At 63.1% G+C, this 24,583-nt stretch carries 17 protein-coding genes; 4 read left to right on the top strand and 13 right to left on the bottom strand.

Translation table 11 applies throughout. The features are described from left to right. Positions 1–62: 62 nt before the first annotated feature. The 9 genes from AC3A6F_RS09705 to AC3A6F_RS09665 form a co-directional block, all read right to left on the bottom strand. The gene (locus tag AC3A6F_RS09705; protein ID WP_005665787.1) at positions 63–1,034 is read right to left on the bottom strand and encodes a bifunctional riboflavin kinase/FAD synthetase; all 972 of its coding nucleotides are present in this window, start codon (positions 1,032–1,034) and stop codon (positions 63–65) included. A gap of 281 nt (positions 1,035–1,315) precedes the next feature. Further along, positions 1,316–2,545 carry a tetratricopeptide repeat protein gene (locus tag AC3A6F_RS09700; RefSeq protein ID WP_123068878.1) on the bottom strand — a complete coding sequence of 410 codons (1,230 nt, stop codon included), beginning with the start codon at positions 2,543–2,545 and terminating at the stop codon, positions 1,316–1,318. Positions 2,546–2,615: 70 nt separating this feature from the next. Beyond that, positions 2,616–3,047: an ExbD/TolR family protein gene (locus AC3A6F_RS09695; RefSeq protein WP_183407367.1), complete on the bottom strand. Its 432-nt coding sequence runs from the start codon at positions 3,045–3,047 to the stop codon at positions 2,616–2,618. A gap of 79 nt (positions 3,048–3,126) precedes the next feature. Further along, on the bottom strand, positions 3,127–3,543 hold the full coding sequence (locus AC3A6F_RS09690) for an ExbD/TolR family protein (protein ID WP_137172942.1): 417 nt from the start codon (positions 3,541–3,543) through the stop codon (positions 3,127–3,129). A 3-nt stretch (positions 3,544–3,546) separates the two neighbouring features. Continuing rightward, on the bottom strand, positions 3,547–4,482 hold the full coding sequence (locus AC3A6F_RS09685) for a MotA/TolQ/ExbB proton channel family protein (protein WP_487680150.1): 936 nt from the start codon (positions 4,480–4,482) through the stop codon (positions 3,547–3,549). An 84-nt stretch (positions 4,483–4,566) separates the two neighbouring features. Next, positions 4,567–5,229 (bottom strand): energy transducer TonB, encoded by a 663-nt coding sequence (locus tag AC3A6F_RS09680; RefSeq protein WP_123068891.1) that lies wholly within the window; start codon positions 5,227–5,229, stop codon positions 4,567–4,569. A gap of 825 nt (positions 5,230–6,054) precedes the next feature. After that, on the bottom strand, positions 6,055–7,581 hold the full coding sequence (locus AC3A6F_RS09675; RefSeq protein WP_487680148.1) for a SpoVR family protein: 1,527 nt from the start codon (positions 7,579–7,581) through the stop codon (positions 6,055–6,057). A gap of 35 nt (positions 7,582–7,616) precedes the next feature. Next, positions 7,617–8,888, bottom strand: coding sequence for a YeaH/YhbH family protein (locus tag AC3A6F_RS09670; RefSeq protein ID WP_487680146.1), 1,272 nt, complete (start codon positions 8,886–8,888; stop codon positions 7,617–7,619). 212 nt (positions 8,889–9,100) lie between these two features. Then, entirely contained in the window at positions 9,101–11,023 is a 1,923-nt protein-coding gene (locus tag AC3A6F_RS09665) for a PrkA family serine protein kinase (protein WP_487680144.1), read from the bottom strand. Between the two features lie 628 nt (positions 11,024–11,651). On the opposite strand from AC3A6F_RS09665, the gene AC3A6F_RS09660 reads away from it, so the two are divergent. Genes AC3A6F_RS09660 through AC3A6F_RS09645 form a run of 4 tightly spaced genes read left to right on the top strand, consistent with a single transcriptional unit; the run spans position 11,652 to position 17,030 of the window. Then, positions 11,652–12,659, top strand: a complete 1,008-nt coding sequence (locus AC3A6F_RS09660; RefSeq protein ID WP_487680143.1) for an adenosine deaminase — start codon at positions 11,652–11,654, stop codon at positions 12,657–12,659. A gap of 22 nt (positions 12,660–12,681) precedes the next feature. Then, positions 12,682–15,213 (top strand): ABC transporter permease, encoded by a 2,532-nt coding sequence (locus AC3A6F_RS09655; RefSeq protein WP_487680141.1) that lies wholly within the window; start codon positions 12,682–12,684, stop codon positions 15,211–15,213. Between the two features lie 54 nt (positions 15,214–15,267). After that, a complete protein-coding gene (locus AC3A6F_RS09650; RefSeq protein ID WP_487680139.1) occupies positions 15,268–15,693 on the top strand; it encodes a group II truncated hemoglobin in 426 nt (141 codons plus the stop codon). 8 nt (positions 15,694–15,701) lie between these two features. Continuing rightward, positions 15,702–17,030, top strand: a complete 1,329-nt coding sequence (locus tag AC3A6F_RS09645) for a DNA recombination protein RmuC (protein ID WP_487680137.1) — start codon at positions 15,702–15,704, stop codon at positions 17,028–17,030. Positions 17,031–17,100: 70 nt separating this feature from the next. Here AC3A6F_RS09645 and AC3A6F_RS09640 read toward each other — a convergent pair whose 3' ends face one another. The 4 genes from AC3A6F_RS09640 to AC3A6F_RS09625 form a co-directional block, all read right to left on the bottom strand. Continuing rightward, positions 17,101–17,637, bottom strand: coding sequence for an REP-associated tyrosine transposase (locus tag AC3A6F_RS09640; protein WP_487680135.1), 537 nt, complete (start codon positions 17,635–17,637; stop codon positions 17,101–17,103). A 129-nt stretch (positions 17,638–17,766) separates the two neighbouring features. Further along, positions 17,767–19,650, bottom strand: a complete 1,884-nt coding sequence (moeA, locus tag AC3A6F_RS09635) for a molybdopterin molybdotransferase MoeA (protein ID WP_487680133.1) — start codon at positions 19,648–19,650, stop codon at positions 17,767–17,769. Positions 19,651–19,661: 11 nt separating this feature from the next. After that, positions 19,662–20,774 (bottom strand): GTP 3',8-cyclase MoaA, encoded by a 1,113-nt coding sequence (gene moaA, locus AC3A6F_RS09630; RefSeq protein ID WP_487680131.1) that lies wholly within the window; start codon positions 20,772–20,774, stop codon positions 19,662–19,664. A gap of 243 nt (positions 20,775–21,017) precedes the next feature. Then, positions 21,018–24,206 (bottom strand): Rne/Rng family ribonuclease, encoded by a 3,189-nt coding sequence (locus AC3A6F_RS09625; RefSeq protein ID WP_487680129.1) that lies wholly within the window; start codon positions 24,204–24,206, stop codon positions 21,018–21,020. Positions 24,207–24,583 lie beyond the last annotated feature (377 nt).

The following is a 24,583-nucleotide window of genomic DNA, read 5'->3' as shown; positions in this document are numbered from 1 at the left end:
GGTGCCGCGGCAGAGTCGGGTGAGGCGCTTCCCAGGCGTCGCGACGACGACCGGGAGCGCGCTCAAATTCGGTCGGTCGCCGTCAGCGCGCTGTTGCGGTGGGCGAAGAAGGCGCGCGCCTGGGCCGCGTCGTTGTCGATCGCGGCAGTGAGCGTGGCCAGGTCATCGTACTTCTCTTCGTCGCGCAGCTTGGCGAGGAATTCCACGCGCACCAGCTTGCCGTAGCATTGCTGGGCATAGTCGAACACATGGACTTCAAGCAGCATACGGCCGGCATCCTCGACGGTCGGACGCACGCCCAGGCTGGCCACGGCCGGCAGCGGCGCGTCCGCCAGGCCGTGCACCTGCACGACGAAGATGCCGGAGAGGGCAGGGCGGTGCGCCACCCGCAGGTTCATCGTCGGAAAGCCCAGCGTGCGGCCCAGCTTCTGGCCATGGATCACGTGGCCCGACATCGCATACGGATGGCCGAGCAGCTCTTTGGTACGGACGAAATCGCCTTCCAGGAGGGCGGCGCGAACGGCCGAGGACGAGATGCGCTGGTCGCCATGCATGACGGCGTCGAGGGTGTGGACGTCGAAGCCGAACTCGCGGCCGGCCTCGACCAGCATCGCGATATCGCCCTGGCGCCGGGCGCCAAAACGGAAATCGTCACCGACCATCAGCCATTTGACGTGCAGGCCGTCGACCAGCACGCGCTCGATGAAGTCGCGCGGCGACATGGCGGCGAACTGTTCGTTGAAATGTTCGACGATGACGCGGTCGATGCCGGCCTGGTCGAGATCTTCGAGCTTGTCGCGCAGGTTGGCGATGCGGGCCGGGGCGCGCGACAGGTCGCCGGATTTGCGGGCGAAGTATTCGCGCGGATGGGGTTCGAACGTCATCACGGCCGCTTCCAGGCCGAGCCCCGCGGCGGCGCTGCGCACGTGGGCCAGCAGGGCCTGGTGGCCGCGATGGACGCCATCGAAATTGCCGATCGTGAGCGCGCAGGGCGCGCGCGCCCTGTCGTTGGGAAGTCCGCGAAATACCTTCATTAAATCTGGGTCCGGTTACAAGCCGCGCGACATTGGTGCGGCGCGAAAACCCTGATTATACGGTAACTCGGTAGTTGCATATGGGCGACGGCCGCAGGGATCGTAAGCGCAAATGACGCTGTGTTAGCGCAAATGACGTCGTCCCCGCGCAGGCGGGGACCCAAGTACTGCTTGCGATGTTGCAACGCATGCAAACTTGGGTCCCCGCCTGCGCGGGGACGACGGGTGACGCTGCTGTTGCAGGTCAGGCTTGATTCCCCGCTTGCGCGGGGACAGGCCGATCAGGACAGCGGATTGTTGATCGCCAGGATCCAGTAGCGGGCCAGTTCGGCGGTGCCGTCCTTGCCGCCCACGGTCTTGAGCGTGGCGATGGCTTGCTGCTTCTTGCCGGCAACAGCGTAGGCTTCGCCCAGGCGCAGCTTGGCGTCTTCAGGGTTCTTCAGGCCGCCGGCCTTGATCGCCGCGTCCATCATCTTGAGGCCCTTGTCAGCCTGGCCAGCCTGCACCAGTGCGTAACCCAGGCCCACCAGCGAGTCCTGGTCCTTGACTGCGGTGTGCTCGGCTTCCAGTGCAGCGAAGTTCTTGTTCTGCTCGGCCAGGTTCTTCTCGGCCAGATCCTTCAGGCGCTGGTGACGCGCGGCGTCGGTGCCGGTGCCCAGGGCGCCGGCCTTGTAGCCCTTGTCGATGATCTTGAGCGCTTCGGCCGGGGCTTTCGCCTGCAGCACCAGCTGGGCCATTTCCATGTACTCGCTCGGCTTCTTGAGCAGGTTGTTGGCCAGCTTCAGGCGGTACACGTCGACGTTCAGGCGCTGCGAGTAACCTGGCTGACGCTGCACGCGGTTCAGCAGGTCGGTCCAGTACTGGGCCTTCGGATAACTGGCGGCCAGCTTCTCGATGGTGCGCACGTAGCCGGCGGTATCGTTCTTCTTGAGCTGAATATTGGCCAGCATGCCGAGCTGGTCTTCGCTCAGGCGGCCGCTTTTCTCGATGGTGCGCAGTTCTTGCTCGAGGGCAGCGGTATTGCCTTGTTTGTAATAGTTCTGCAGCAGGTAAGCGCGCAGTTTCGGATCTTCCTTCTGCTTGAGCAGGGTCTGGATGGTGCTGTTCGCCTTGTTCAGGTCGCCTGCACGCATATAGATACCCACCAGGCCTTCGGCGAATTGCGAACGCTCGTTGGCGTTCAGCTTGCCAGACGCGAGCAGGGCTTCAAAGGATTTGGCGGCAGTATCGTAATCGCCGGCCGACGAGGCTGCCCCGGCGCGCACGCGCTCGATCAGGTAGCTTTCATTGGCGGTCTTGTTGCCCACCTTGTCCAGTCCGCGCAGGGTAGCCAGTGCTTCTTTGTGCTTGCCCTGTTTCATCTGGGCCTGGGCTTGCTGCAGCGGTTTACCAATCTCCGGGCGCATCGCTTCCTGCGCGACGGCGGAAGACAGGCCGATTACCGGGGTGAGCGCGGTAAAGCCCAGAGCGGCCATTGCAAGGCTGAGGTGAGCGAGACGGAACTTGATCATCTGAAAAATCCTTATTTCAAAATGGACACGGCAGGGATAGCCCTGCCGTGTTGGTCAAAACATGGAACGATTACTGGAACTGCTCGTTACCGACCATGCCGATTTTGGTGACGCCAATACGCTGGGCAGATGCCATGACACCGGCAACAACTTTGTACTCTACCAGCTTATTCGGACGCAGGTGCACTTCGGGCTGGTCAGGGATGGCCGCAACAGCGTTCATCTTGGCTTCCAGCGCAGCGCGATCCGGCACCACTTCGCCATCCCAGAGGATGGTACCGTCGAAGTCGACGTCGATCGTGATCACGACAGGCTTGATATCGCTCAGCGGCGGGTTACCAACTGGCATGTTCAGATTGACCGAGTGATCTTGCTTCGGAATCGTAATAATCAGCATGATGATAAGAACGAGCAAGACGTCGATCAGCGGCGTCATGTTCATTTCCATCATCGGTTCCGGATCCGCATCCGCTGCGGAGCCTCCACCTACGTTCATACTCATGGTGTGTCCTTATCAAATGTTGGGGAGAAGGTTACGGCGCCCGGTTTCACAACCAGGCGCCGCGTGCAGCGCTATCAGCTTATTGCGGCTGAATAACGAAACCAACCTTCTGCACACCAGCACGTTGTGCCGTGTAAATGACCCGGCCGATTGCTTCGTAGCGGGTTTCTTGGTCGCCACGAACTTTCACCGCCGGTTGCGGCACTTTCACCGACTGCTCCGCGAGGAACTTGAACAGCTCGTCCGTGTTCGCGAGGTGAGTCTGGTTGTAGTACATCTCACCGTCTTTATTGACGGTGATATTGACGTCTTCCGGTTTGGACAGGGTGACCTGGTTCTCTTCTTCAGGCAGCGTAACTTTCTGCAGATTCAGAACCACCGGGCTCGTGATCAGGAAGATGATCAGAAGAACCAACATGATGTCAACGAGTGGCGTCGTGTTGATCTCTGAATTCAGTGCATCTTCGCCGGAATCGGAACCGACACTCATCGACATAATTTATCCAATCTTTTTAGCTTGTGCAGCTGCGTTCGAGGTCGACATTGCGCCCGAGATCAGCACCGAGTGCACGTCAGCCGAGAACGAACGGACTTCTTCCAGCACGGTCTTGTTACGACGCACCAGCCAGTTGTAACCCAGGACGGCAGGAACTGCAACGAACAGACCGAAGGCGGTCATGATCAGTGCTTCACCGACTGGACCTGCGACCTTGTCGATCGAGGCGTTACCCGACATGCCGATGGCGGTCAGTGCGTTGTAGATGCCCCAGACGGTACCGAACAGACCGATGAACGGCGAGGTCGAACCGACGGTTGCCAGGAACGACAGGCCATCTTGCAGACGCGACTGGACGCGGTCGACCGAACGCTGGATCTGCATGGTGACCCAGGTCGACAGGTCGATCTGCTCGAGCAGGGCGCCGTCGTGGTGCTGGGTAGCCTTGGTGCCGGTTTCAGCGATGAAGCGGAATGGCGAACCTTCTTTCAGCTGAGCCGAACCAGCAGCGATCGACGGTGCTTTCCAGAACTTGGTTTGCATGTCTTTAGCTTGACGCATCACTTTTTGCTGATCGATCAGCTTGGTGATGATGATGTACCACGAACCGATCGACATCAGCGACAGGATGATCAGGGTGCCCTTGTTGACGAAGTCGCCGTGTTCCCACATGGCTTGCAGGCCGTACGGGTTGTAGACTTCTTCGGTCTGCTCGCCACCTGGAGCAGCGGCTGGCGCGCCAGCATCTGCAGGAGCGGCAGCGTCAGCAGGAGCAGCAGCTGGATCGACAGCTGGTGCAGCTGCGTCGGTCGCCACTGGAGCCGCGTCGGCTGCCGGGGTTTCTTGAGCGAAGGCGGGGGCCGAGACCAGAGCCGATGCTGCAGTAACCGACAACAGGACAGCCGCCAGGAAAGCGGACAAACGGGTATTCTTAAACATGCTTCCTCCAAAGATATTAAATAGACAGTTCGCTGAACTAATGACAACGACAATCAAAATTTGAGACGGTGTTTTGCCTCGGTTTTATTCCAGCGTCCAGACGTACTGCACCGCTGTCCACGCCTGTTCCGGCTTGCCATCAATCATGGCGGGCTTGAATCGGCATTTGCTCAGAGCCGATTGCGCGGCCCGGTCCAAGTCACGGAAGCCACTCGACTTCGCCAGCTTGGCTTCGATCACCCGACCATCGACACCGATCAGGAACTGCAGGGTCGTGGTACCGGTTTCTTCATTGCGCTGCGACGAACGCGGATATTCCGGACGTGCGCAAGTATTAAAGTCAGCGACTGCCTCGGTGCGGCTAGGACCACGTGCCGGCGGTGCCGGCGGTGCCGGAGGTGCTGGCGGTGCCGGCGGTGCCAGCTGGGTGGTTGGCGGCGGCGTGTTGGTCGCGGTAGCGATCGTGTTTTGCGGTGGCGGCGGCTGCTGCACCTGTACTTCGACCGGCGGGATGAACGGCGGCGGCGGCGCTTTCATTTCTGGCGGCGGCGGCGGCGGCGGAGTTTCCGGCGGCGGTGGCGGCGCGGTCTCTTCAATCAGCTTGGTTTCCACAGCTTCGGTCACCGTGGTGACAATCCGGGTACCCAGGCCAGCCACGAGTGCCCATCCCACGAGAATGTGGAAGATGAGGACAACGATGAATCCTGTGAGATTCTTCCCGGGTTGCTTCTCATTCGAAAAATTCATGCCATATTTCTCCAATACCAACTCTTTTTTGTTGCTACCAAACCCACTAAACACGACGAAAGCCTAGAGCCGCATCCGGGACATCGAAGAATTATACCTACGAATTCTTTTTTGCACATACATTTTTACAGCACTGAAAGGTACGCTAACTACCTGTAAATGCAGGCAAACAAGCTCATCTATACAAGCCTTGCGAGGTCGTTTTGAGGGGTCCGGAAGGCCGGAAAATGTGTAGTTTTATGTATCGATTCTCCTCATCGCGTGGAAGATCAGTGCAGATGCCATATTCACCAAATTTCTGACGCTAAATCGGAAAGTTGGCGAATTTCATATGACTCCGCAATGGCCTTTCTGCAAACAATAGCCTATTCTCATCAGACCCCGGCTTCCCTGCATTGTCCTGGAAGCTGCCTCGGGTGTACATACGGTATAGATAAAAGCGATACCCGGTATTGCGTTTGAGCTGCCTCAACAGTGCGTCATGCCGTAACTTCGACTTGACAGGAATGAAAGCTGCGCGCTCCCACACCCTGTGAGACAAACTATATTACTTAGTTAGTGCTAGGCCCTTCACCGCCAAATTGCCATGTCTTGGTTGTGACAGCGCTAACATGTGATGTCGGGAACATACCATGAAATCTGTATGTTGGCGATACCAGACGAGCGTAATTGAACATGCATAGGCAAGGCAAGGTGCTTGTGCCTCGTAGGGTCGGCCGGGGCGCGCAGCCGGCTGCGCCGCCGACCCTGCGTCAGTCCGCGGTTTGAATGCGTGAGCAGGCCGCCGCGCCGGCGGCGACCCACACGCATGAGGTACTCGGGAGGCTAGCGCCCGCGCTTTTCGCGCCGGCACTCGAGGAAGCTGACCACGTGCCCGGCCGGATCGGCCGTCTCCAGCCGCACGTCGAAGCCCCACAGCCGGGCCACGTGCTTGAGCACCTCTTGCGCCTGGCCGTTGAGCGGGCGGCGGTTGTATTGCGTGTGGCGCAAGGTCAGGGCGCGGTCGTCGCGTGTATTGACTTGCCAGACCTGGATGTTCGGCTCGCGGCTGCCCAGGTTGTATTGCTCGGCCAGCTTGTGGCGCACGTAGCGGTAGCCGGCTTCGTCGTGGATGGCCGAGATGGTCAGCTTGTCGCTGCGGTCGTCATCCAGTACGGCAAAGAAATGGAAGTCGCGAATCAGCTTGGGCGACAGGTACTGAGCGATGAAGCTCTCGTCCTTGAAGTTGCGCATCGCGAAGTCGAGCGTTTTGAGCCAGTCGCTGCCGGCGATGTCGGGGAACCAGGTTTTGTCTTCATCGGTCGGGTTTTCGCAGATGCGCCGGATGTCGGTCATCATCGCGAACCCGAGGGCGTAGGGATTGATCCCGCTGTAATACGGGCTGTTGGCTGGCGGCTGGTAGACCACATTCGTATGGCTTTGCAGGAACTCGAGCATGAAGCCGTCGCCGACGATCCCCTCTTTATACAGGTCTTGCAGGATCGTGTAGTGCCAGAAGGTGGCCCAGCCCTCGTTCATCACCTGGGTCTGGCGCTGCGGATAGAAATACTGCGAAATCTTGCGCGTGATCCGCACCAGTTCACGCTGCCAGGGTTCCAGCAGCGGCGCGTACTTCTCGATGAAATACAACAGGTTTTCCTCGGGCTCGGGCGGGAAACGGTGGGTCGGCGCATCCGCCGCCGCCTGTTCTTCGCGCTGAGGCAGGGTGCGCCAGATCGAATTGACCTGCGACTGGGCGTATTCCTCGCGTTCCTTGGTGCGCGCCGCCTCTTGCGCCACCGACAGCTTGGCCGGCCGTTTATAGCGGTCCACGCCGTAGTTCTGCAGCGCATGGCAGGAATCGAGCAACTCTTCGACCGCATCGATGCCGTAGCGCTGTTCGCATTCGGCGATATAGTTCTTGGCAAACACCATATAGTCGACGATGGCGTCGGCATCGGTCCAGCTGCGGAACAGGTAATTTCCCTTGAAGAAAGAATTGTGGCCGTAGGCGGCGTGGGCGATCACCAGCGCCTGCATCGTCAGGCTGTTTTCTTCCATCAGGTAGGCGATGCAGGGATTCGAGTTGATGACGATCTCGTAAGCCAGTCCCATCTGGCCGCGGCGGTAGCTCTTCTCGGTACTCAGGAAGTGCTTGCCGAACGACCAGTGGTTATAGGAGACCGGCATGCCCACCGAGGTGTAGGCATCCATCATTTGCTCGGCGGTAATGATTTCGAGCTGGTTCGGATAGGTCTCCAGGCCGTAGCGCTTGGCCACCCGCTTGATTTCTTCGTGCGCCTGCTCGATCAGGTCGAAGGTCCACTCCGACTGTTCGGGCAGGGCGCGCGGATTGCTTGGATCTCTTGGCATGGGGCGCCTCGCTGTGAATGCATCTGTTCCGCAGGCTATTTGGCCTGCTTCTTGAACAGTTCCCGGAATACCGGATAGATATCGGCCGGGGTCACGATCTTTTGCATCGCAAAATTGCGGTGCTGGGCGGCGACGTCGCAGTATTGTTCCCACAGGTTCTGCGGCGGGCCATCGGTGATCTCGACATAGGTGTAATACTGCACGCGCGGCATGATTGCGCTGGTAAGAATCTGCTTGCACAGCACCGAGTCGTTATCCCAGTTGTCGCCGTCCGAGGCTTGCGCCACGTAGGCGTTCCAGTCGGCGCTGCCGTAGCGCTCGGTAATCACCTTCTGCAGCAGGTGCAGGGCCGAGGAGACCACGGTGCCGCCCGACTCGCGCGAATGGAAGAACTCGTTCTCGTCGACCTCGGCCGCCGCCGTGTGGTGGCGGATGAAGACGACGTCGATCTTTTCGTAGACCCGCTTGAGGAAGAGATACAGCAGGATGAAGAAACGCTTGGCCGTATCCTTGCGCGTCTCGTCCATCGAGCCCGATACGTCCATGATGCAGAACATCACGGCTTGGGTGCTGGGCTTGGGGACCTTGATCCGGTTCGAATAACGCAGGTCGAACGGATCGATGAAGGGAATGGCATTCAGACGGATGTGCAGGTGGTGGATGCGGTCCTTCAGCGCGACCACCTGTTCGTCGTCGGACGGCGCCCCTTCGTCGAGCAAGGCCTGCAGCGCCTCTTCTGCTTCGGCCAGCTGGCGCCGGGCAGGGCCACCGACGGCGATGCGGCGGCCCAGGGCGCCGCGCAGCGAGCGCAGCACGTGGATGTTCGAGGGCGTGCCGGACACGTTGTAGCCGGCGCGCTGGTTCTTGTATTCGATGGTCTGGGTCAGCTGCGTCTTGACCATGTTCGGCAGCTCGAGATCCTCGAAGAAGTAATTCATGAATTCTTCGCGCGACAGCTCGAAGATGAAATCGTCTTCGACGGTCTGGTCGCTATTGCCGGCGCGGCCGCGCCCGGCGCCGCCACCGCCGCCGCGGGGACGGTTGAACTGGTCGCCTTTCTGATATTCGGTATTGCCGGGGTTGACGGTTTCATACACGCCGCCATGGGCGTGGCCGAAATGCGGTTCGTTCACGTCCTTGACGGGAATGGTGACTTTTTCACCGTTCTCGATGTCGGTGATCGAGCGGCCCTTGATGGCGCGGCCGACAGCATCCTTGATCTGCGCCTTGTAGCGGCGCAGAAAACGTTCGCGGTTGACCGCTGACTTGTTCTTGCCCTGCAAGCGACGGTCGATGAGGTAAGTCAAAACAGGCCTCCTGCTTTTAATAAGCGCGGAACTGGCGACATGTGGCGCTTGTCGCTGGCGCTTTGGCGCCGTCGCATGCGACGGCACCCCTATCTTAATACGCTGCGCGAACGAGCGTGCGCCGCACGCGTTCAAATATCGCACGCACCGCGAGATTGCGTACGCAACTTGAACGCGTGGACGGCAGAGCCGCCTCGGCGTCCCCGTCCACCCTACGAGGATTTCCGCACGCGCAGATACCATTCGCACAACAGACGCACCTGCTTTGGTGTATAGCCTTTCTCTACCATGCGGGCGACGAAGTCGGCATGCTTGTTCGCATCCTCGGCACTCGCTTTTGCATTGAAGGAAATTACCGGCAAAAGTTCCTCGGTATTCGAGAACATCTTCTTCTCGATCACGCTGCGGAACTTCTCGTAGCTGGTCCAGGCCGGATTCTTGCCAGAATTGGTGGCGCGCGCCCTGAGGCTGAAGTTGACGATCTCGTTGCGGAAATCCTTCGGATTCGAGATTCCGGCCGGCTTTTCGATCTTTTCCAGCTCGGCGTTGAGCGATTCGCGGTCGAAGCTCTCGCCGGTATCCGGATCGCGGAACTCCTGGTCCTGGATCCAGAAGTCGGCAAAGGTCACGTAGCGGTCGAAGATGTTCTGGCCATACTCGGAATAGCTTTCCAGGTAGGCGGTCTGGATCTCCTTGCCGATGAAATCGACGTAGCGCTGCGCCAGGTGCTCCTTGATATAGGAGAGATAGCGCTGCTCGGTCTCTGGCGGGAACTGCTCGCGTTCGATCTGCTGTTCGAGCACGTACAGCAGGTGCACCGGATTGGCCGCCACCTCGGTATTGTCGAAGTTGAAAACCTTGGACAGGATCTTGAAGGCGAAGCGGGTCGACAGACCATTCATGCCTTCGTCCACCCCGGCATAGTCGACGTATTCGTGCAGCGACTTGGCCTTGGGGTCGGTGTCCTTCAGGTTCTCGCCATCGTAGACCAGCATCTTGGAGAAGATGCTCGAATTCTCGGGATCCTTCAGGCGCGACAGCACGGCGAACTGCGACATCATGCGCAGGGTGCCGGGCGCGCACGGCGCCTTGTCGAGCGAGGAATTACGCAGCAGCTTGTCGTAGATCTGGGTTTCATCGGACACGCGCAGGCAATACGGCACCTTCACGATATAGATACGGTCGAGGAAAGCCTCGTTGTTGCGGTTGTTGCGGAAGGTCTTCCACTCGGATTCGTTCGAGTGCGCCAGCACGATGCCGTCGAAAGGAATCGCGCCGAAGCCTTCGGTGCCCTTGTAGTTGCTCTCCTGCGTGGCGGTCAGCAGCGGGTGCAGCACCTTGATCGGCGCCTTGAACATCTCGACGAACTCCATCAGGCCCTGGTTCGCCAGGCACAAGCCGCCGGAATAGCTGTAGGCGTCCGGATCGTCTTGCGGGAAATCCTCGAGCTTGCGGATATCGACCTTGCCGACCAGCGAAGAGATGTCCTGGTTGTTTTCGTCACCCGGTTCGGTCTTGGAAATCGCGATCTGTTTCAGGATCGACGGATAGCGTTTGACGACGCGGAATTTTTCGATGTCGCCGCCATATTCGTGCAGGCGCTTGACGGCCCATGGACTGGGAATGGCGCGCAGGTGGCGGCGCGGAATGCCGTAGTCTTCTTCGAGGATGGTGCCGTCTTCTTCTTCGCTGAACAGGCCGAGCGGCGATTCATTTACCGGCGAGCCCTTGATCGCATAAAAGGGCACGAGTTCCATCAGGCTTTTCAGCTTTTCGGCGATCGACGATTTGCCGCCGCCGACCGGGCCGAGCAAATACAGGATCTGCTTGCGCTCTTCGAGTCCTTGCGCCGCATGGCGGAAATAAGACACCACCTGCTCGATCACTTCTTCCATGCCGTAGAACTCGCGGAAGGCCGGATAGATCTTGATCACCTTGTTGGCGAAGATGCGCGACAGGCGCGGATCGAGGCGGGTATCGACCAGGGTGGGTTCGCCGATGGCGGCCAGCATGCGTTCAGGCGCGCTGGCATAGGTCAGCGGGTCTTTCTTGCACAGTTGGAGATATTCCGTCAGGGAGTATTCTTCTTCCCGTGTACGCTCATAGCGGGCCGCGTAGTTTTCAAAGATGCTCATTGAAGTTCCTTTAATGTGCCAACAACGAATCACTGTCACAGCAGCTACTGTCGAAGCTGCCCGGGGCCCCGGTAACTTTGCGTACTCCCTGTTCGGTCGTCACGTGCCGCGCCGGGATGGCCGGCGCCGTTTGTGGAATTCACGTGCGATTGCTTGTTGTCGATTCGGCGGTTCGCCAAGGCGGTGCGCCAAGGCGGTACGCCAAATCCTCGCGTGGTGGAGAACGCTTTTTTTGCGTTTATGAAATTTATTATGTGCCTATTAGTTTCCGAAGTCAAAGCAGTGTCGTGCAAGCTGTTGAAGCGATGCCAAGTGCTTGATTCAACTATCGAAAGTCGGTTTTTGCAGGCGTCGCGGCGGCCCAGGGAAGGTGGGACCGGAACACGGCGTCGAGGCCGGTTTGAACGAAAGAACGGCGTGCCGGCGGCATCCCTATTTTCTTCCGTTGTGCGCCGATAGTGCACGAACTGCTCAACGCGCGGCGCACGCGAATCGTGCATGTCATATAGCCGAACGCAGCCATTTTCGCCCTGGCGCAGGCGGAAAGCGCGCATGCGTTACACTTGTCGGTCGGGTCCGAATGACTCGCACTATTGAATATTGTCTGATGTACCTGTTGGAGAAAACCATGCTCGACGAACGCCTGCGCAACCTGCTGCAGAACATGCCCAAGGCAGAACTGCACATCCACATCGAGGGCTCGCTCGAACCAGAACTGATTTTTGAGCTTGCGCAAAGAAACGGCGTCGACCTCGCTTATAGCTCGGTTGAAGCGTTGCGTGAGGCCTACGCTTTCACCGATCTCCAATCCTTCCTCGACATTTATTATGCCGGCGCCAGCGTGCTGCTGAAGGAACAAGACTTCTACGACATGACCGCGGCCTATCTGGCGCGCGCCCATGCCGACAATGTCCGCCACGCCGAGATCTTCTTCGATCCGCAAACCCATACCGCGCGCGGCGTGCCGTTCGAGACTGCCATCAACGGCATCTGGCGCGCCTGCCAGGACGCGCCGCAGAGCGCCAGCCTGATCATGTGCTTCCTGCGCCACCTGTCCGAAGACGAGGCGCTCGCCACGCTCGAAGAATCGCTGCCGTTCCGCGACAAATTCATCGGTGTCGGCCTCGATTCGTCCGAGGTCGGCCACCCGCCCGAGAAATTCGCGCGCGTGTTCGAGCGCGCCCGCGCGCTCGGCCTGCGCCTGGTCGCGCATGCGGGCGAGGAGGGCCCGCCGGCCTATATCGAGAGCGCGCTCGACGTGCTCAAGGTCGAACGCATCGACCATGGCGTGCGCAGCCTGGAAAGCCCGGCCCTGGTCGAGCGCCTGGCGCGCGAGCAGATTGCCCTCACCGTGTGCCCGCTGTCGAACATCAAGCTGCGTGTGTTCGACGTGATGGGCTCGCACAATCTGCGCACCTTGCTCGATGCGAACCTCGCGGTGACCGTCAACTCGGACGATCCGGCCTATTTCGGCGGCTACGTCAACGAGAATTATTTCGCCGCCTTCGACGCGCTGCCGCTGGATGAACGCCATGCGCGCCAGCTGGCGAAGAACAGCTTCCAGGCCGCCTTCGTCGACCCGGAGCGCAAGCGCGCCTTCCTCGCCGAAGTCGACGACTTCTTCGCCAACGCCTGACCTTTTAGAACGGAGCGGATCCATGTTCGTCCAGGCTCTTCGCATGACGGCGCGCGACTGGCGCGCCGGTGAGCTGCGCTTCCTGCTGGTGGCGCTGATCGTCGCGGTCGCGGCCTTGAGTTCGGTCGGCTTCTTCATCGACCGCATGCGCTCGGGCATGGACCGCGACGCCCACCAGTTGCTCGGCGCCGACCTGCTGGTCAATACCGACGACCCGGTGCGCCAGGCGTGGCGCGACGAAGCCCTGAAACGGGGCCTGCTGCTGGCCGACACCGTCACCTTCCCGAGCATGGCGCAAGCCGGCGAGGGCGACGACTCGCTGGCCCAGCTGTCGTCGATCAAGGCGGTGTCACAAGGCTATCCGCTGCGCGGCCAGGTGAGCATCACGACCGACCCTGTCGCCGCAGGCGGCGCGCAAGGCACGCCCACGCGCGCCGTGCCGGCGCGCGGCACGGTCTGGGTCGATCCGGGCCTCTTGCCGCAGCTGCGCACCGAGGTCGGCGCCACGCTCACGCTGGGCAACAGCCAGTTCCGCATCGCCCAGCTGATCGCCACCGAACCCGATAAGGGCGCCTCGTTCGCCAACTTCGCGCCGCGCGTGATGCTGGCGCTGGAAGACCTGCAGGCCACCGGCCTGATCGACGACTTCGCGCGCGTGAGCTTTCGCCTGATGGTCGCATCGAAAGACGCGAACGACATGGCCGCGGTGCGCGCCTACGAACAGTGGATACGGGCCCAGATCCGCGCCGAGAATATCAAGGGCGTGCGTATCGAGACGCTGGAAAACGGCCGTCCCGAAATGCGCGCGACGCTCGATCGCGCCGGCCTCTTCCTGTCGCTGGTGGGCTTGCTGTCGGCGATGCTGGCGGCGGTCGCGGTGGCGATGGCGGCGCGCCGCTTCATGGGCCGCCACCTGGACGCCTGCGCCATGCTGCGCTGCCTGGGCCTGACCCAGAACCAGGTCACCGTGCTGTACCTGCTCGAATTCGGCTTCATCGGCCTGCTCGGCAGCGCGATCGGGGTGCTGGTCGGCTTCGGCGCCCACTTCGTGCTGCTCGAGATGATCGCCTCGCTGATCAACACCGATCTGCCGCCGGTGTCGATGCTGCCCGCGCTGCAGGGCGTGGCGACGGGGATGCTGCTGCTGGTCGGCTTCGCGCTGCCGCCGATTCTCCAGTTGCGCAACGTGCCGCACAACCGGGTGATCCGGCGCGAGCAGGGCGCGCCGCAGCCAGCCGCGCTGGCGACCTATGGCCTGGGCATCGGCGTGTTCTTCCTGCTGCTCCTGTGGCAGGCCGGCGACCCGACCCTGGCCCTGATCACCGCCGGCGGCTTCCTGGGCGGTTTCGCCTTCTTCGCCCTGGTGGCCTGGCTCGGCCTGCAAGGGCTGCGCCGGATGCGCGGCGCGTTCCAGCACCAGGCCTGGCGCTTCGCCGTCAACTCGCTGCAGCGCCGGCCCGGCGCCACCGTGGTGCAGGTGGTGTCGCTGGCGCTGGGCCTGATGGCGCTGCTCTTGCTGACCGTGGTGCGCGGCGACCTGATGGCGGCCTGGCAGCTGGCGACGCCGGCCGATGCGCCGAACCGCTTCGTGATCAACATCCTGCCCGAGCAAAAGCAGGGCGTCGAAGGGCAGCTGATTGCGGCCGGCGTCAAGGAACCGGTGCTGTATCCGATGATCCGTGGCCGCCTGACGGCCATCAACGGCGATGCGATCACGCGCGACACCTTTGCGGACGGCGAGGCGCGGCGCCTGGCCAACCGCGAATTCAACCTGTCGACCACGGATGTGCTGCCGCAGGCGAACGAGGTGGTGCAGGGCGAGTGGTTCAAGGATGCGCCCGGCGTGGCCGAGGCCTCGGTCGAGCAGAGCATCATGGAGCGCCTGGGCCTGAAGCTCGGCGACAGCCTGCGCTTCGACATGGCCGGCCTGTTGGTGGAGGCGAAGATCACCAGCGTGCGCAAGCTCGAATGGGGCTCGATGCGCGCCAACTTCTTCGTCATCATCAATCCGGCGGCGATGATGGACGCGCCCACTACCTATATGACGGCCTTCCACGTGCCGCCCGAGGGCGCGAACCTGGGCAATGCGCTGACCCGCAACCATCCGAACCTGACGGTGATCGACGTCTCGGGCATCATCCGCCAGCTGCAGGACGTGCTGGACCAGGTGGTGACGGCGGTCGAGTTCCTGTTCCTGTTCACGCTCGCTTCCGGCGTGCTGGTGCTGTATGCGGCGCTGATGGGATCGCAGTCCGAGCGCACGCGCGAGGCCGGCCTGCTGCGCGCGCTGGGCGCCACGCGCCAGCAACTGGCGCAGTCTCAGCGCATCGAGTTCGTGCTGGTGGGCGGCCTGGCGGGCCTGCTGGCGGCGAGCGGCGCGGCGGCGCTGGGCTGGGCCCTGGCCACGTACCAGTTCAAGTTCCCATGGGTGTTCGAGCCGGGCGTATGGATCGCGGGCCTGTTCGTCGGTGCGCTATGCGCGATCGTGGGCGGTTGGCTGGGTCTGCGCGGGGTGTTGCGGCAGCCGCCGTTGCAGACCTTGCGCGAAGCATAAGCGACGATGGCACGGCCGCGGACAAGGTCCGCGGCCGTGCGCTATCATGGCGGGATGTCCGAACACAACACCGAAACACAGACCGACGTGCAGGCCGAACCCCAGACCCTGTACGAGATGATGGGCGGCGGCGAGCGCCTGCGGGCGCTGGTCGACCGCTTCTATGACCTGATGCAGCTGGAGCCCGATTTCGCCGGCATCCACGCCATGCATCCGGCGCCCAACGACAGCTCGCGCGAGAAGACCTTCATGTTCCTGTCCGGCTGGATGGGCGGTCCCGACCTGTACATCGAACGCTACGGCCACCCGCGCCTGCGCGCGCGCCACCTGCCGTTCGCGATCGGCAGCGCGGAACGCGACCAGTGGCTGCGCTGCATGGCCTGGGCCATGGAAGACCTGGGCTACGACGACACGCTGCGCGTGCGCATGATGAATTCCTTCTTCCAGACCGCGGACTGGATGCGCAACAAACCCGATTGAGCGCCACCATGACCGTCGCCGAAATCCTCATCCTGGTCGGCCTCGTCGTCGTGGCCGGCCTGCTGGTTGCCGTGCTGATGCTGCTACTGCGCATGCGCGGCAATGGCGACGGGAACCACGTCGAGCGCCTCGAGCGCGAGCTGCGCCAGGAGCTGCAGTCGAGCGCCCAGTCGACGCGCCAGGAACTGTCCTCTCATCTGGCGCAATATCACAATGCCACCGTCCAGCAACTGGACAGCATGCGCCAGCAGATGCAGCTGCATTCGAGCAGCGGGCGCGAAGAACAGGCGCGCGCATTGAAGCGCTTCGCCGACACCTTGCAGCAGACGCTGGGCAACCTCACCGAATCGAACGCCCAGCGCATGCTCGAGGTGCGCAACACGCTGGAAACCAAGATCCGCGACCTGCAAAGCGATAACGCCAAACGCCTCGAAGAGATGCGCCAGACGGTCGACGAAAAACTGCATGCGACGCTGGAGACGCGCCTGTCCGAATCGTTCCGCCAGGTGTCGGAGCGGCTGGAAAAAGTGCACCAGGGCCTGGGCGAGATGCAGCAGTTGGCGATCGGCGTGGGCGACCTGAAGCGGGTGCTCACCAACGTCAAGACGCGCGGCACCTGGGGCGAGGTGCAGCTCGAGATGCTGCTGGAGCAGGTGCTCACCGTTGAGCAGTACGCCAAGAACGTCGAGACGGTGGCCGGTTCGAATGCGCGGGTCGAGTTCGCGATCAAGCTGCCCGGCGCGGGCGATGGCGGCAAGCCGGTCTGGCTGCCGATCGACGCCAAGTTCCCCAAGGATCAGTACGAACGCCTGCTGGCGGCAGCCGACGTCGCCGATGCCGACGGCGTGGCGCGCGCCGGCGCCGAGCTGGAACGGGCGGTGCGGGGCGAGGCGCGCACCATTTGCGACAAATACGTGTCGCCGCCGCAGACGACCGACTTCGCCATCCTGTTCCTGCCCACGGAGGGCCTGTACGCCGAGGTGATGCGCCGTCCCGGCCTGGCCGACGACCTGCAGCGCACCTTGCGGGTGACGATCGCGGGGCCGTCGACCCTGGCCGCGCTGTTGAACAGCCTGCAGATGGGCTTTCGCACGCTGGCGCTCGAGAAGCGTTCGTCCGAGGTGTGGCAGGTGCTGGGCGCGGTCAAGACCGAGTTCACCAAGTTCGGCGACGTGCTGGCCACCACCAAGCTGACGCTGGAGAAGGCCGCCAAGAACATCGAGAGCGCCGAGGTGCGCAGCCGTCAGATGGCGCGCAAGCTCAAGTCGGTGGAGGCGTTGCCGAGCGAGGCGGCGCAATTGATGCTGGGGCCGGATGGCCTGGAGCGGGACGATTGATTTAAATGCGGCGGATGAACGACCGTAGGGTTGGCGGCTCCGCCGCCGACGCGTTCACCCTGCTCGTGAATTACTCCAACTCCATTTCGCGCGCCTCATCCGTCCCGCCCCAATCGGTCGGATAAATCCCGTTCTCGACATATCGCCTGAACGATGAATATTCCCATGTCGCGGCGCATGCGGTTAACCCGTGCTTGACCGGATTGTAATGAATGTAATCGACATGCTTTTCCATGTCGCGTTCATCCCGAATCCGGTGCTCCCAGTATTTCCGTTGCCATATCGGCGCTTCTCGCCGCCGCCGCTGGGCGGTCGTCACCATAAAATTCCCGTACGTTTCCCTGCAAGCAAATGCTACGTGATGTTTGATCTGCGACCACCGTGCGGTGAAGTTCACGTCTCCGTCGGGCAGTGTCCAAATGCAGTGAAGGTGATCGGGCAGCAGGACGATCGCATCGATATGGAAGGGTAGGCGAACCCGAACGCGTTCGAAAGCCGCTCGTAGCGCAAGGCGTACCGGTTCGTCGCACAGGATGGCGCGTCGACGGTAGGTGACGAGGGTGAAGAAGTAGGTGGTGCCATCGAGGGCACGGCGGTAGCGGGCCATGCCGGCATCGTACGGATGCGATCCGGCAGGTGGATGTGGCAGATCAAATGTGTGTTGAACGCGTCGGCGGCAGAGCCGCCAACCCTACGGTAGGGTTGGCGGCTGTGCCGCCGACGCGTGCAATCATCGCTAGAATAACCCTTCAAACGGCAAGATGTCCACCATCTCCCCCGCCGCGACATTGCCTTGCCCATCATGCAGCACCACCATGCAATTCGCCTCCGACATCGAGCGCAGGATGCCCGAGCCCTGCGATCCGGTGATGCGCACCTCCGGCTCGCCGTCCGCCCCGCGCGCGACGATGCCACGTTGATACTCGGTACGGCCCGGTTTCTTGCGGATCGCCTCGACCGAGCGTGCACGCAGCAGCGGCAGCGGCGCCTCGGCGCCCATCATGCGCAGCAGCGCCTCGCGCGCGAAGAAGTAGAACGACACCATCACCGCCACCGGATTACCTGGCAGCCCGAATAGAAAGGCGCTGCGGCCGTTGGACGATACCCGTCCGAAGGCCAGCGGCCGGCCCGGACGCATGCCGATCTTCCAGAACGTCACGTCGCCCAGTTCGGCCATCACCTGCTTCGTATAGTCGGCCGCGCCGACCGACACGCCGCCCGAGGTGATGATGGCGTCGGCGTTTTCGCAGGCGGTGCGCAGCGCTTCTTCCAGGGCCTCGGGACTGTCGCGCACCACGCCCATGTCGATGATCTCGCAGCCCAGGCGGGCCAGCATGCCGTAGATCGTGTAGCGGTTGCTGTCGTAGACGCAGCCTTCGTCGAGCGTCTCGCCGATCGAGCGCAGCTCGTCGCCGGTCGAGAAGAAGGCGACGCGCAGGCGGCGCTGAACGGGAATCTCGGCGAAGCCGAGCGAGGCGCACAGTCCCAGGTCGGCGGGACGGATGACGCGGCCGGACTTCAAGGCGGCGCTGCCGGCCTTCAGGTCTTCGCCGGCCAGGCGGCGGTTGTCGCCCGCGCGGATGGCGCCGGCGCGCAGGGTGACCGTGTCGTCGGTGGTGCTCTCGGCGAATTCCTGCGGCAGCACGCTGTCGCAACCGGCCGGCATCACGCCGCCGGTCATGATGCGCACGCATTCGCCGGGATTGATAACGATGTCGAGCGGCTTGCCGGCGTAGGCGACGCCGACCACGTTCAAGGTGACCGTGCCGTCGGCCGGCAGGTCGCCGCTGCGCAGCGCGTAGCCGTCCATGGCCGAGTTGTCGTGCGCCGGCACGTTGATCGGCGAGACCAGGTCGCGCGCCAGCACACGGCCGAGCGCAGTGCGCAGCGCGACCATCTCGACCGCGCGCACGGGTTGCACGAAGTCGCGGATGATGCGCTGGGCATCCTGCACGCGCAGGGCGTCTGGATCGTAGCCGTTGATGCAGCTCGCTACGTGGGCCAGGCTGGCGGGGAAGGGCGGAGAAGCGTCGTCCAGCCCGCGCAGCTCGTCCAGGGTATTGATGTTGCGGAAGGAGTCGGCGTCGTCGAAGACCACTTCGACCGCCTTCAGGTCGCGGTGCCAGCCGTCGACGCGGCGGCCGCCCTCGGCAAGATAGGCCGACAGCTGCGGCAGGCGGTCCACGCGCACCAGGCAGAACACGGGATGCGGCTGCGCGCGCTGGCCGGCTTCCTGCGTTGCGGCATAGGCGACGTCGGCATCGGCTTCCTCCAGCGCGGCGAACAGGCGGGAGGCCAGGTCGGCCGGCAGGAAGGGTGAATCGCAGGGGACGGCCAGCAGATAGGGCGTGGCGCAGTGACGCAGCCCGGTTTCAAGGCCGGCCAACGGCCCCGCATAAGGTTCCACCCCGTCTGCGATCTCATCAGGCAGCACCATCGCATCGAAAGAGCGATAAGTGTCGAGATTGCGGTTGGCGCTGATCGCCACCGGCCCGACCTGCGGCCGCAGGCGCGCCAGCACGTGCTCGACCATGGTGCTCGAGCGGAAGGGCTGCAAGCCCTTGTCGACATTGCCCATGCGCGAGCCGCGACCGCCCGCCAATACCAGTCCGCTGATCATCCCCTGTTCCATCATCCGCCTATATAGGACATTTCAACCTTGCGCGAGCCGTCGCGCTGCCCGATACCCGTCTCCGCCGTGCGTGTCTCGGAATAGCGATCGGCCCGTCCGCGCCACAGCTGGGCGATGGCGCCCGACAGTTCGAGGTCGCTGCGATCGGCGCGCAGCAGTGCGCGCAGATCGTGGCCGCGGGTGGCGAACAGGCAGGTGTACAGCTTGCCCTCGGTCGACAGGCGCAGGCGCGAACAGTCGCCGCAGAAGGCCTGGGTGACGCTCGAGATGACGCCGATCTCGCCGCCGCCATCCACGTAGCGCCAGCGCGAGGCGGTTTCGCCGCTGTAGTTGGCCGCGACCGGTTCGAGCGGTAGCTCGGCCGAGATGCGCCGCACCACTTCGTGCGACGGTACGACGTCGCGCATATTCCAGCCGTTCGAGGCGCCGACGTCCATGAATTCGATGAAGCGCAGGATGGTCGGCGAGCCCTTGAAGTGGCGCGCCATGGGCAGGATCTGGTCGTCGTTGGTGCCGCCCTTGACCACCATATTGACCTTGACCGGCCCCAGGCCGGCCGCGTGGGCGGCGTCGATGCCGTTCAGGACGTCGGCGACGGCGAAGTCGACGTCGTTCATGCTGCGAAACACCGTGTCGTCCATCGCGTCGAGCGAGACCGTGACGCGGTCCAGGCCGGCGTCCGCAAGAAGCTGGGCCTTGCGCTTCAGGATCGAGCCATTGGTGGTGAGCGTGAGGTCGAGCGGACGGCCACTGGGCGTCGGCAGCGCGCGCAGCATCGCGACCAGGCGCTCGAGGTTCTTGCGCAGCAGCGGTTCGCCGCCGGTCAGGCGCAGCTTCTCGACGCCATGCGCGATGAACAGCCGCGCCACGCGCGTGATTTCCTCGAACGACAGCAGGTCGCCGTGCGGCAGGTACTGGTAATCCTTGTCGAACACTTCCTTCGGCATGCAGTACACGCAGCGGAAGTTGCAGCGGTCGGTGACCGAGATGCGCAGATCGTGCAGGGGCCGGCCGAGCGCGTCGCTCAACAGGCCGGTCGGGGCCTCAGGCACGGCCGGGACCTGCAGCGCGGACGAGCGCAGGTCATTGATCAGAATGATTTTTTCAGCCATTTCAGTACGATAGCACGGTGCTGATGAAGCTGCCCGTATCGCTAGGGGAATGAGACGGTAACTTAATACCGTTCATCGAACGCAAAATAATTCTTTTGTTAGCCCAAAAACGTCGTTCCCGCGCAGGCGGGAACCCAAGTTTCTCAGCGCTGTGGCAACGCTTGCAAACTTAGGTTCCCGCCTGCGCGGGAAGTCGGTGTCGCCAGTGGCGGCGACGACGTACGGATGTAGCTGACTACCGGATTATTGGCGCGTCGTATCGACCTGCACCAGCGGCTCGTCGACCGGTGCGACGACTGCCTTGCGGGCACGGCCGAGGCGAACCGGGGTTGCCACCGCGGCTTCCTGGGCGGCGCGCAGTTTTTCAGGGTCGGTCGCTGCCAGTTGCAGGCCGGCCTGGGCCAGCACCTCGTCCAGCTTGGCCGGTGCTTCCACCGGTGCCGCAGGCGCTGCGGTCAGGGCCGCGCCTGGCGCCGGTGCGCTGGCTGCCGGGGCGGCAACTGGCGTCGGAGCGACGGTGATGGCCGGTGCGGCTGCAGGAGCCGTCTCGACCGCCGATGCGGCGACCGGTGCAGCCACTGGTGCGGTTTCAACCACGGGAGCAGGCACTGGAGCCGCCTGCGCCACTGGCGCCTGCTCGACCGGAGCCGGGGCAGGTACGGGGGCAGGTGCCGGGACCGGCGCAGCTGCCTCGTCGGTCGAGGCACGTGCCGCAGCCACCGACGCCGCGGTCGGGAACATATTCTGCTGAGCAGCAACCGAAGCTGCAGTCGGGAACATATTCTGCTCGGCAGCCACTGGCGCCGGTGCGACCGGAGCAGCAGGTGCTGGAGCTGGAGCTGGAGCTGGCGCTGGAGCAGCAGCCTTCTCGGCCTCCGCTTTCTCAGCCGCTACCGACGCTGCGGTCGGGAACGGCCATGCATCCTGGGCAGTGGCGCGCGCCGGCTTGGCCTTGGCGGCCTTGGCGGCAGCGGCGACCTTGGCCGCTTCTTCATCGGCTACCGGGGTGAATGCCGGCGCTTCGTCCGAACCTTCCAGCGCCTCGCTGCCCTCGACCTGGTCACGGTCGCGGCGGTTGCGGTTGCGGCCACCACGGCGGCGGCGGCGGCGTGGCTCGTCGCCGTCGCCTTCGCCATCGAGTTCTTCGCCATCCGGGCCGATCGTCGTCACCGACTTCACGACCTGCTGCACGATTTCCTGGCTGCCCGCCAAGCCGGTCGTGGTCACAGCAACGGTTTCGGTGGAAACGACCTGGCTCACGCTCACTTCATCGAGCTTGGCTTCGATGGCCTGGGTGGTGCGTTCAGTACGCTCGGTACGCTCGCGCGGCTGGCGTGGCTGGCGCTCCTTGCGCTCAGGACGCTCAGTGCTTTCGACACGCGGTGCGCCTTCCACCAGCTCGCGCGGCTCACGCGGCTCGCGTGGCTTGCGTTCGCGTGGCTGACGTGGCTGGCGGCCTTCGCGCGCATCATCGGCCTGTGCGCCCTTGGTAACTTCCTCGCCCGGCGCACCCTTGGCGACGGTGGTGGCAACCGCATCGCGCTCTTCGCGCTCACGGCCCGGCTTGGCGCCGCGTTCGCCATTGCGGCCGCCGTTGCGGCCACCCTTGTTGCGGTTGTTGCGCTCGCCCCGCTCGGCCGGCGCAGGGCCGGCCGGCTTCTCGGCCACGACTGGCGCCGGGGCTGGTTCTTCCGGTTTGCCGAAGAAGAAGTCGCGCAGGCGGCCGAAGAAACTCTTCTCGACTGGCGCAGGAGCGGGAGCGGCGGCCGGAGCGGCGGCGGCTTTCACCGGCTTGGCCGCTTCGCTGCGGTCGACCACCGGGGCCGGCTGGGCCGGGGTGATGGTCTTGACGACGGCTTCCTGGCGCGGTTTCGCTTCTTCTTTCTGGCGCTTGGCGTAGGCCATATCGGTGTCGGCGGTCTCGGCCATCGCATAGCTGGCGTGCGCGTCTTCCAGGCGCGGATCGTCGTGCTTGATGCGCTCGAGCTTGTAGTGCGGGGTGTCCAGATGCTTGTTCGGGATCAGGATCACGGTGATGCGGTGGCGGTTCTCGATCTTGAGCACTTCGCCGCGCTTTTCGTTCAGCAGGAAGGCGGCGACGTCGACCGGCACCTGCACGTGGATCGCGGCCGAATTCTCTTTCATGGCCTCTTCCTGGATGATACGCAGGACTTGCAGGGCCGACGATTCGGTATCACGGATGTGGCCGGTGCCCGAGCAGCGCGGGCAGGTCACGTGCGAGCCTTCCGACAGCGAAGGACGCAGGCGCTGGCGCGACAGTTCCATCAGGCCAAACCGCGAGATCTTGCCCATCTGGACGCGAGCGCGGTCGTGGTGCAGGGCGTCCTTGAGACGCTGCTCGACTTCGCGCTGGTTCTTGGCCACTTCCATGTCGATGAAGTCGATCACGATCAGGCCGCCCAGGTCGCGCAGGCGCAGCTGGCGGGCGACTTCGTCGGCCGCTTCGCAGTTGGTGTTGAAGGCGGTGGTTTCGATGTCCGAGCCGCGGGTGGCGCGGGCCGAGTTGACGTCGATGGAAACCAGCGCTTCGGTGTGGTCGATCACGATCGCGCCGCCCGATGGCAGCGGCACGGTGCGCGCGTAGGCGGTCTCGATCTGGTGTTCGATCTGGAAACGCGAGAACAGCGGCACGTCGTCGCTATAACGCTTCACGCGATGCGCCATGTCGGGCATCACGTGGCTCATGAACTGCTGGGCCTGTTCGTAGATCTCGTCGGTGTCGATCAGGACTTCGCCGATATCGGGCTGGAAGTAATCGCGGATGGCGCGGATGACCAGCGACGATTCCTGGTAGATCAGGAAAGCGCCAGCGGCCGACTTGCCGGCGCCTTCGATCGCGCGCCACAGCTGCATCAGGTAGTTCAAGTCCCATTGCAGCTCTTCGACGTTGCGGCCGATGCCGGCGGTGCGGGCAATCACCGACATGCCTTGCGGCAGGTCGAGCTTGTCCATGGTCTCGCGCAGTTCCTGGCGCTCTTCGCCTTCGACGCGGCGCGACACGCCGCCGCCACGCGGATTGTTCGGCATCAAGACCAGATAGCGGCCGGCCAGCGAGATGAACGAGGTCAGGGCGGCGCCCTTGTTACCGCGTTCTTCTTTCTCGACCTGGACCATGATTTCCTGGCCTTCGCGCAGCGCTTCCTTGATGGTGCAGTTGCGCACGTCGACGCCCTCGCGGAAATACGTGCGGGCGACTTCTTTGAAGGGGAGGAATCCGTGGCGGTCTTCGCCGTAGGAGACGAAGCAGGCTTCGAGGGAGGGTTCGATGCGGGTGATGACACCCTTGTAGATATTGGACTTGCGCTGTTCGCGACCGGCAGTCTCGATATCGATGTCGATCAGTTTTTGACCGTCGACGATCGCTACGCGCAGCTCCTCTTGCTGCGTAGCGTTAAACAACATGCGTTTCATTTTTATAAACTCCGCGACCCGTGGGCCGTGTGATGGCCGCCCTCGCGGGCGGCGCAGCTACAGGGATGTATGCGGGGATGGGAGTTCAGGAGGGGAAATGCCCGTAGCGTGCGATACAGCGAGAAAAACCGCTGCCGCAACGGGGCGCTGTGGGGCCGAACGTCATTGTCTACGCACGCCGCAACCTCAGCCGGCCGATTGCCACCACGTTGGGGTTGGCACAGCGGCGAACGAAGGGGGCGTGCTAACAGCCAGCCGGATCGATGCCAGCAACCGTCCAGGACCTGGAGGCGAAAAGACAGCCTTGCTCAAGTCATGAGGATGGTTCTGCATCGAGCCCGGCGAAAAACGACAAGCGTTATCGACACCATCACCCG

Source organism: Massilia sp. Soil_C_3, assembly GCF_057657035.1.
This window is presented reverse-complemented; position numbering and strand designations above follow the sequence as displayed.

Coding starts and splice junctions, on each gene's coding strand:
- AC3A6F_RS09700 (WP_123068878.1), bottom strand. CDS start 2,545: ATGATCAAGTTCCGTCTCGCTCACCTCAGCCTTGCAATGGCCGCTCTG.
- AC3A6F_RS09705 (WP_005665787.1), bottom strand. CDS start 1,034: ATGAAGGTATTTCGCGGACTTCCCAACGACAGGGCGCGCGCGCCCTGC.
- AC3A6F_RS09685 (WP_487680150.1), bottom strand. CDS start 4,482: ATGTTTAAGAATACCCGTTTGTCCGCTTTCCTGGCGGCTGTCCTGTTG.
- moeA (WP_487680133.1), bottom strand. CDS start 19,650: ATGATCAGCGGACTGGTATTGGCGGGCGGTCGCGGCTCGCGCATGGGC.
- AC3A6F_RS09665 (WP_487680144.1), bottom strand. CDS start 11,023: ATGAGCATCTTTGAAAACTACGCGGCCCGCTATGAGCGTACACGGGAA.
- AC3A6F_RS09660 (WP_487680143.1), top strand. CDS start 11,652: ATGCTCGACGAACGCCTGCGCAACCTGCTGCAGAACATGCCCAAGGCA.
- AC3A6F_RS09655 (WP_487680141.1), top strand. CDS start 12,682: ATGTTCGTCCAGGCTCTTCGCATGACGGCGCGCGACTGGCGCGCCGGT.
- AC3A6F_RS09625 (WP_487680129.1), bottom strand. CDS start 24,206: ATGAAACGCATGTTGTTTAACGCTACGCAGCAAGAGGAGCTGCGCGTA.
- AC3A6F_RS09695 (WP_183407367.1), bottom strand. CDS start 3,047: ATGAGTATGAACGTAGGTGGAGGCTCCGCAGCGGATGCGGATCCGGAA.
- moaA (WP_487680131.1), bottom strand. CDS start 20,774: ATGGCTGAAAAAATCATTCTGATCAATGACCTGCGCTCGTCCGCGCTG.
- AC3A6F_RS09690 (WP_137172942.1), bottom strand. CDS start 3,543: ATGTCGATGAGTGTCGGTTCCGATTCCGGCGAAGATGCACTGAATTCA.
- AC3A6F_RS09680 (WP_123068891.1), bottom strand. CDS start 5,229: ATGAATTTTTCGAATGAGAAGCAACCCGGGAAGAATCTCACAGGATTC.
- AC3A6F_RS09675 (WP_487680148.1), bottom strand. CDS start 7,581: ATGCCAAGAGATCCAAGCAATCCGCGCGCCCTGCCCGAACAGTCGGAG.
- AC3A6F_RS09650 (WP_487680139.1), top strand. CDS start 15,268: ATGTCCGAACACAACACCGAAACACAGACCGACGTGCAGGCCGAACCC.
- AC3A6F_RS09640 (WP_487680135.1), bottom strand. CDS start 17,637: ATGGCCCGCTACCGCCGTGCCCTCGATGGCACCACCTACTTCTTCACC.
- AC3A6F_RS09645 (WP_487680137.1), top strand. CDS start 15,702: ATGACCGTCGCCGAAATCCTCATCCTGGTCGGCCTCGTCGTCGTGGCC.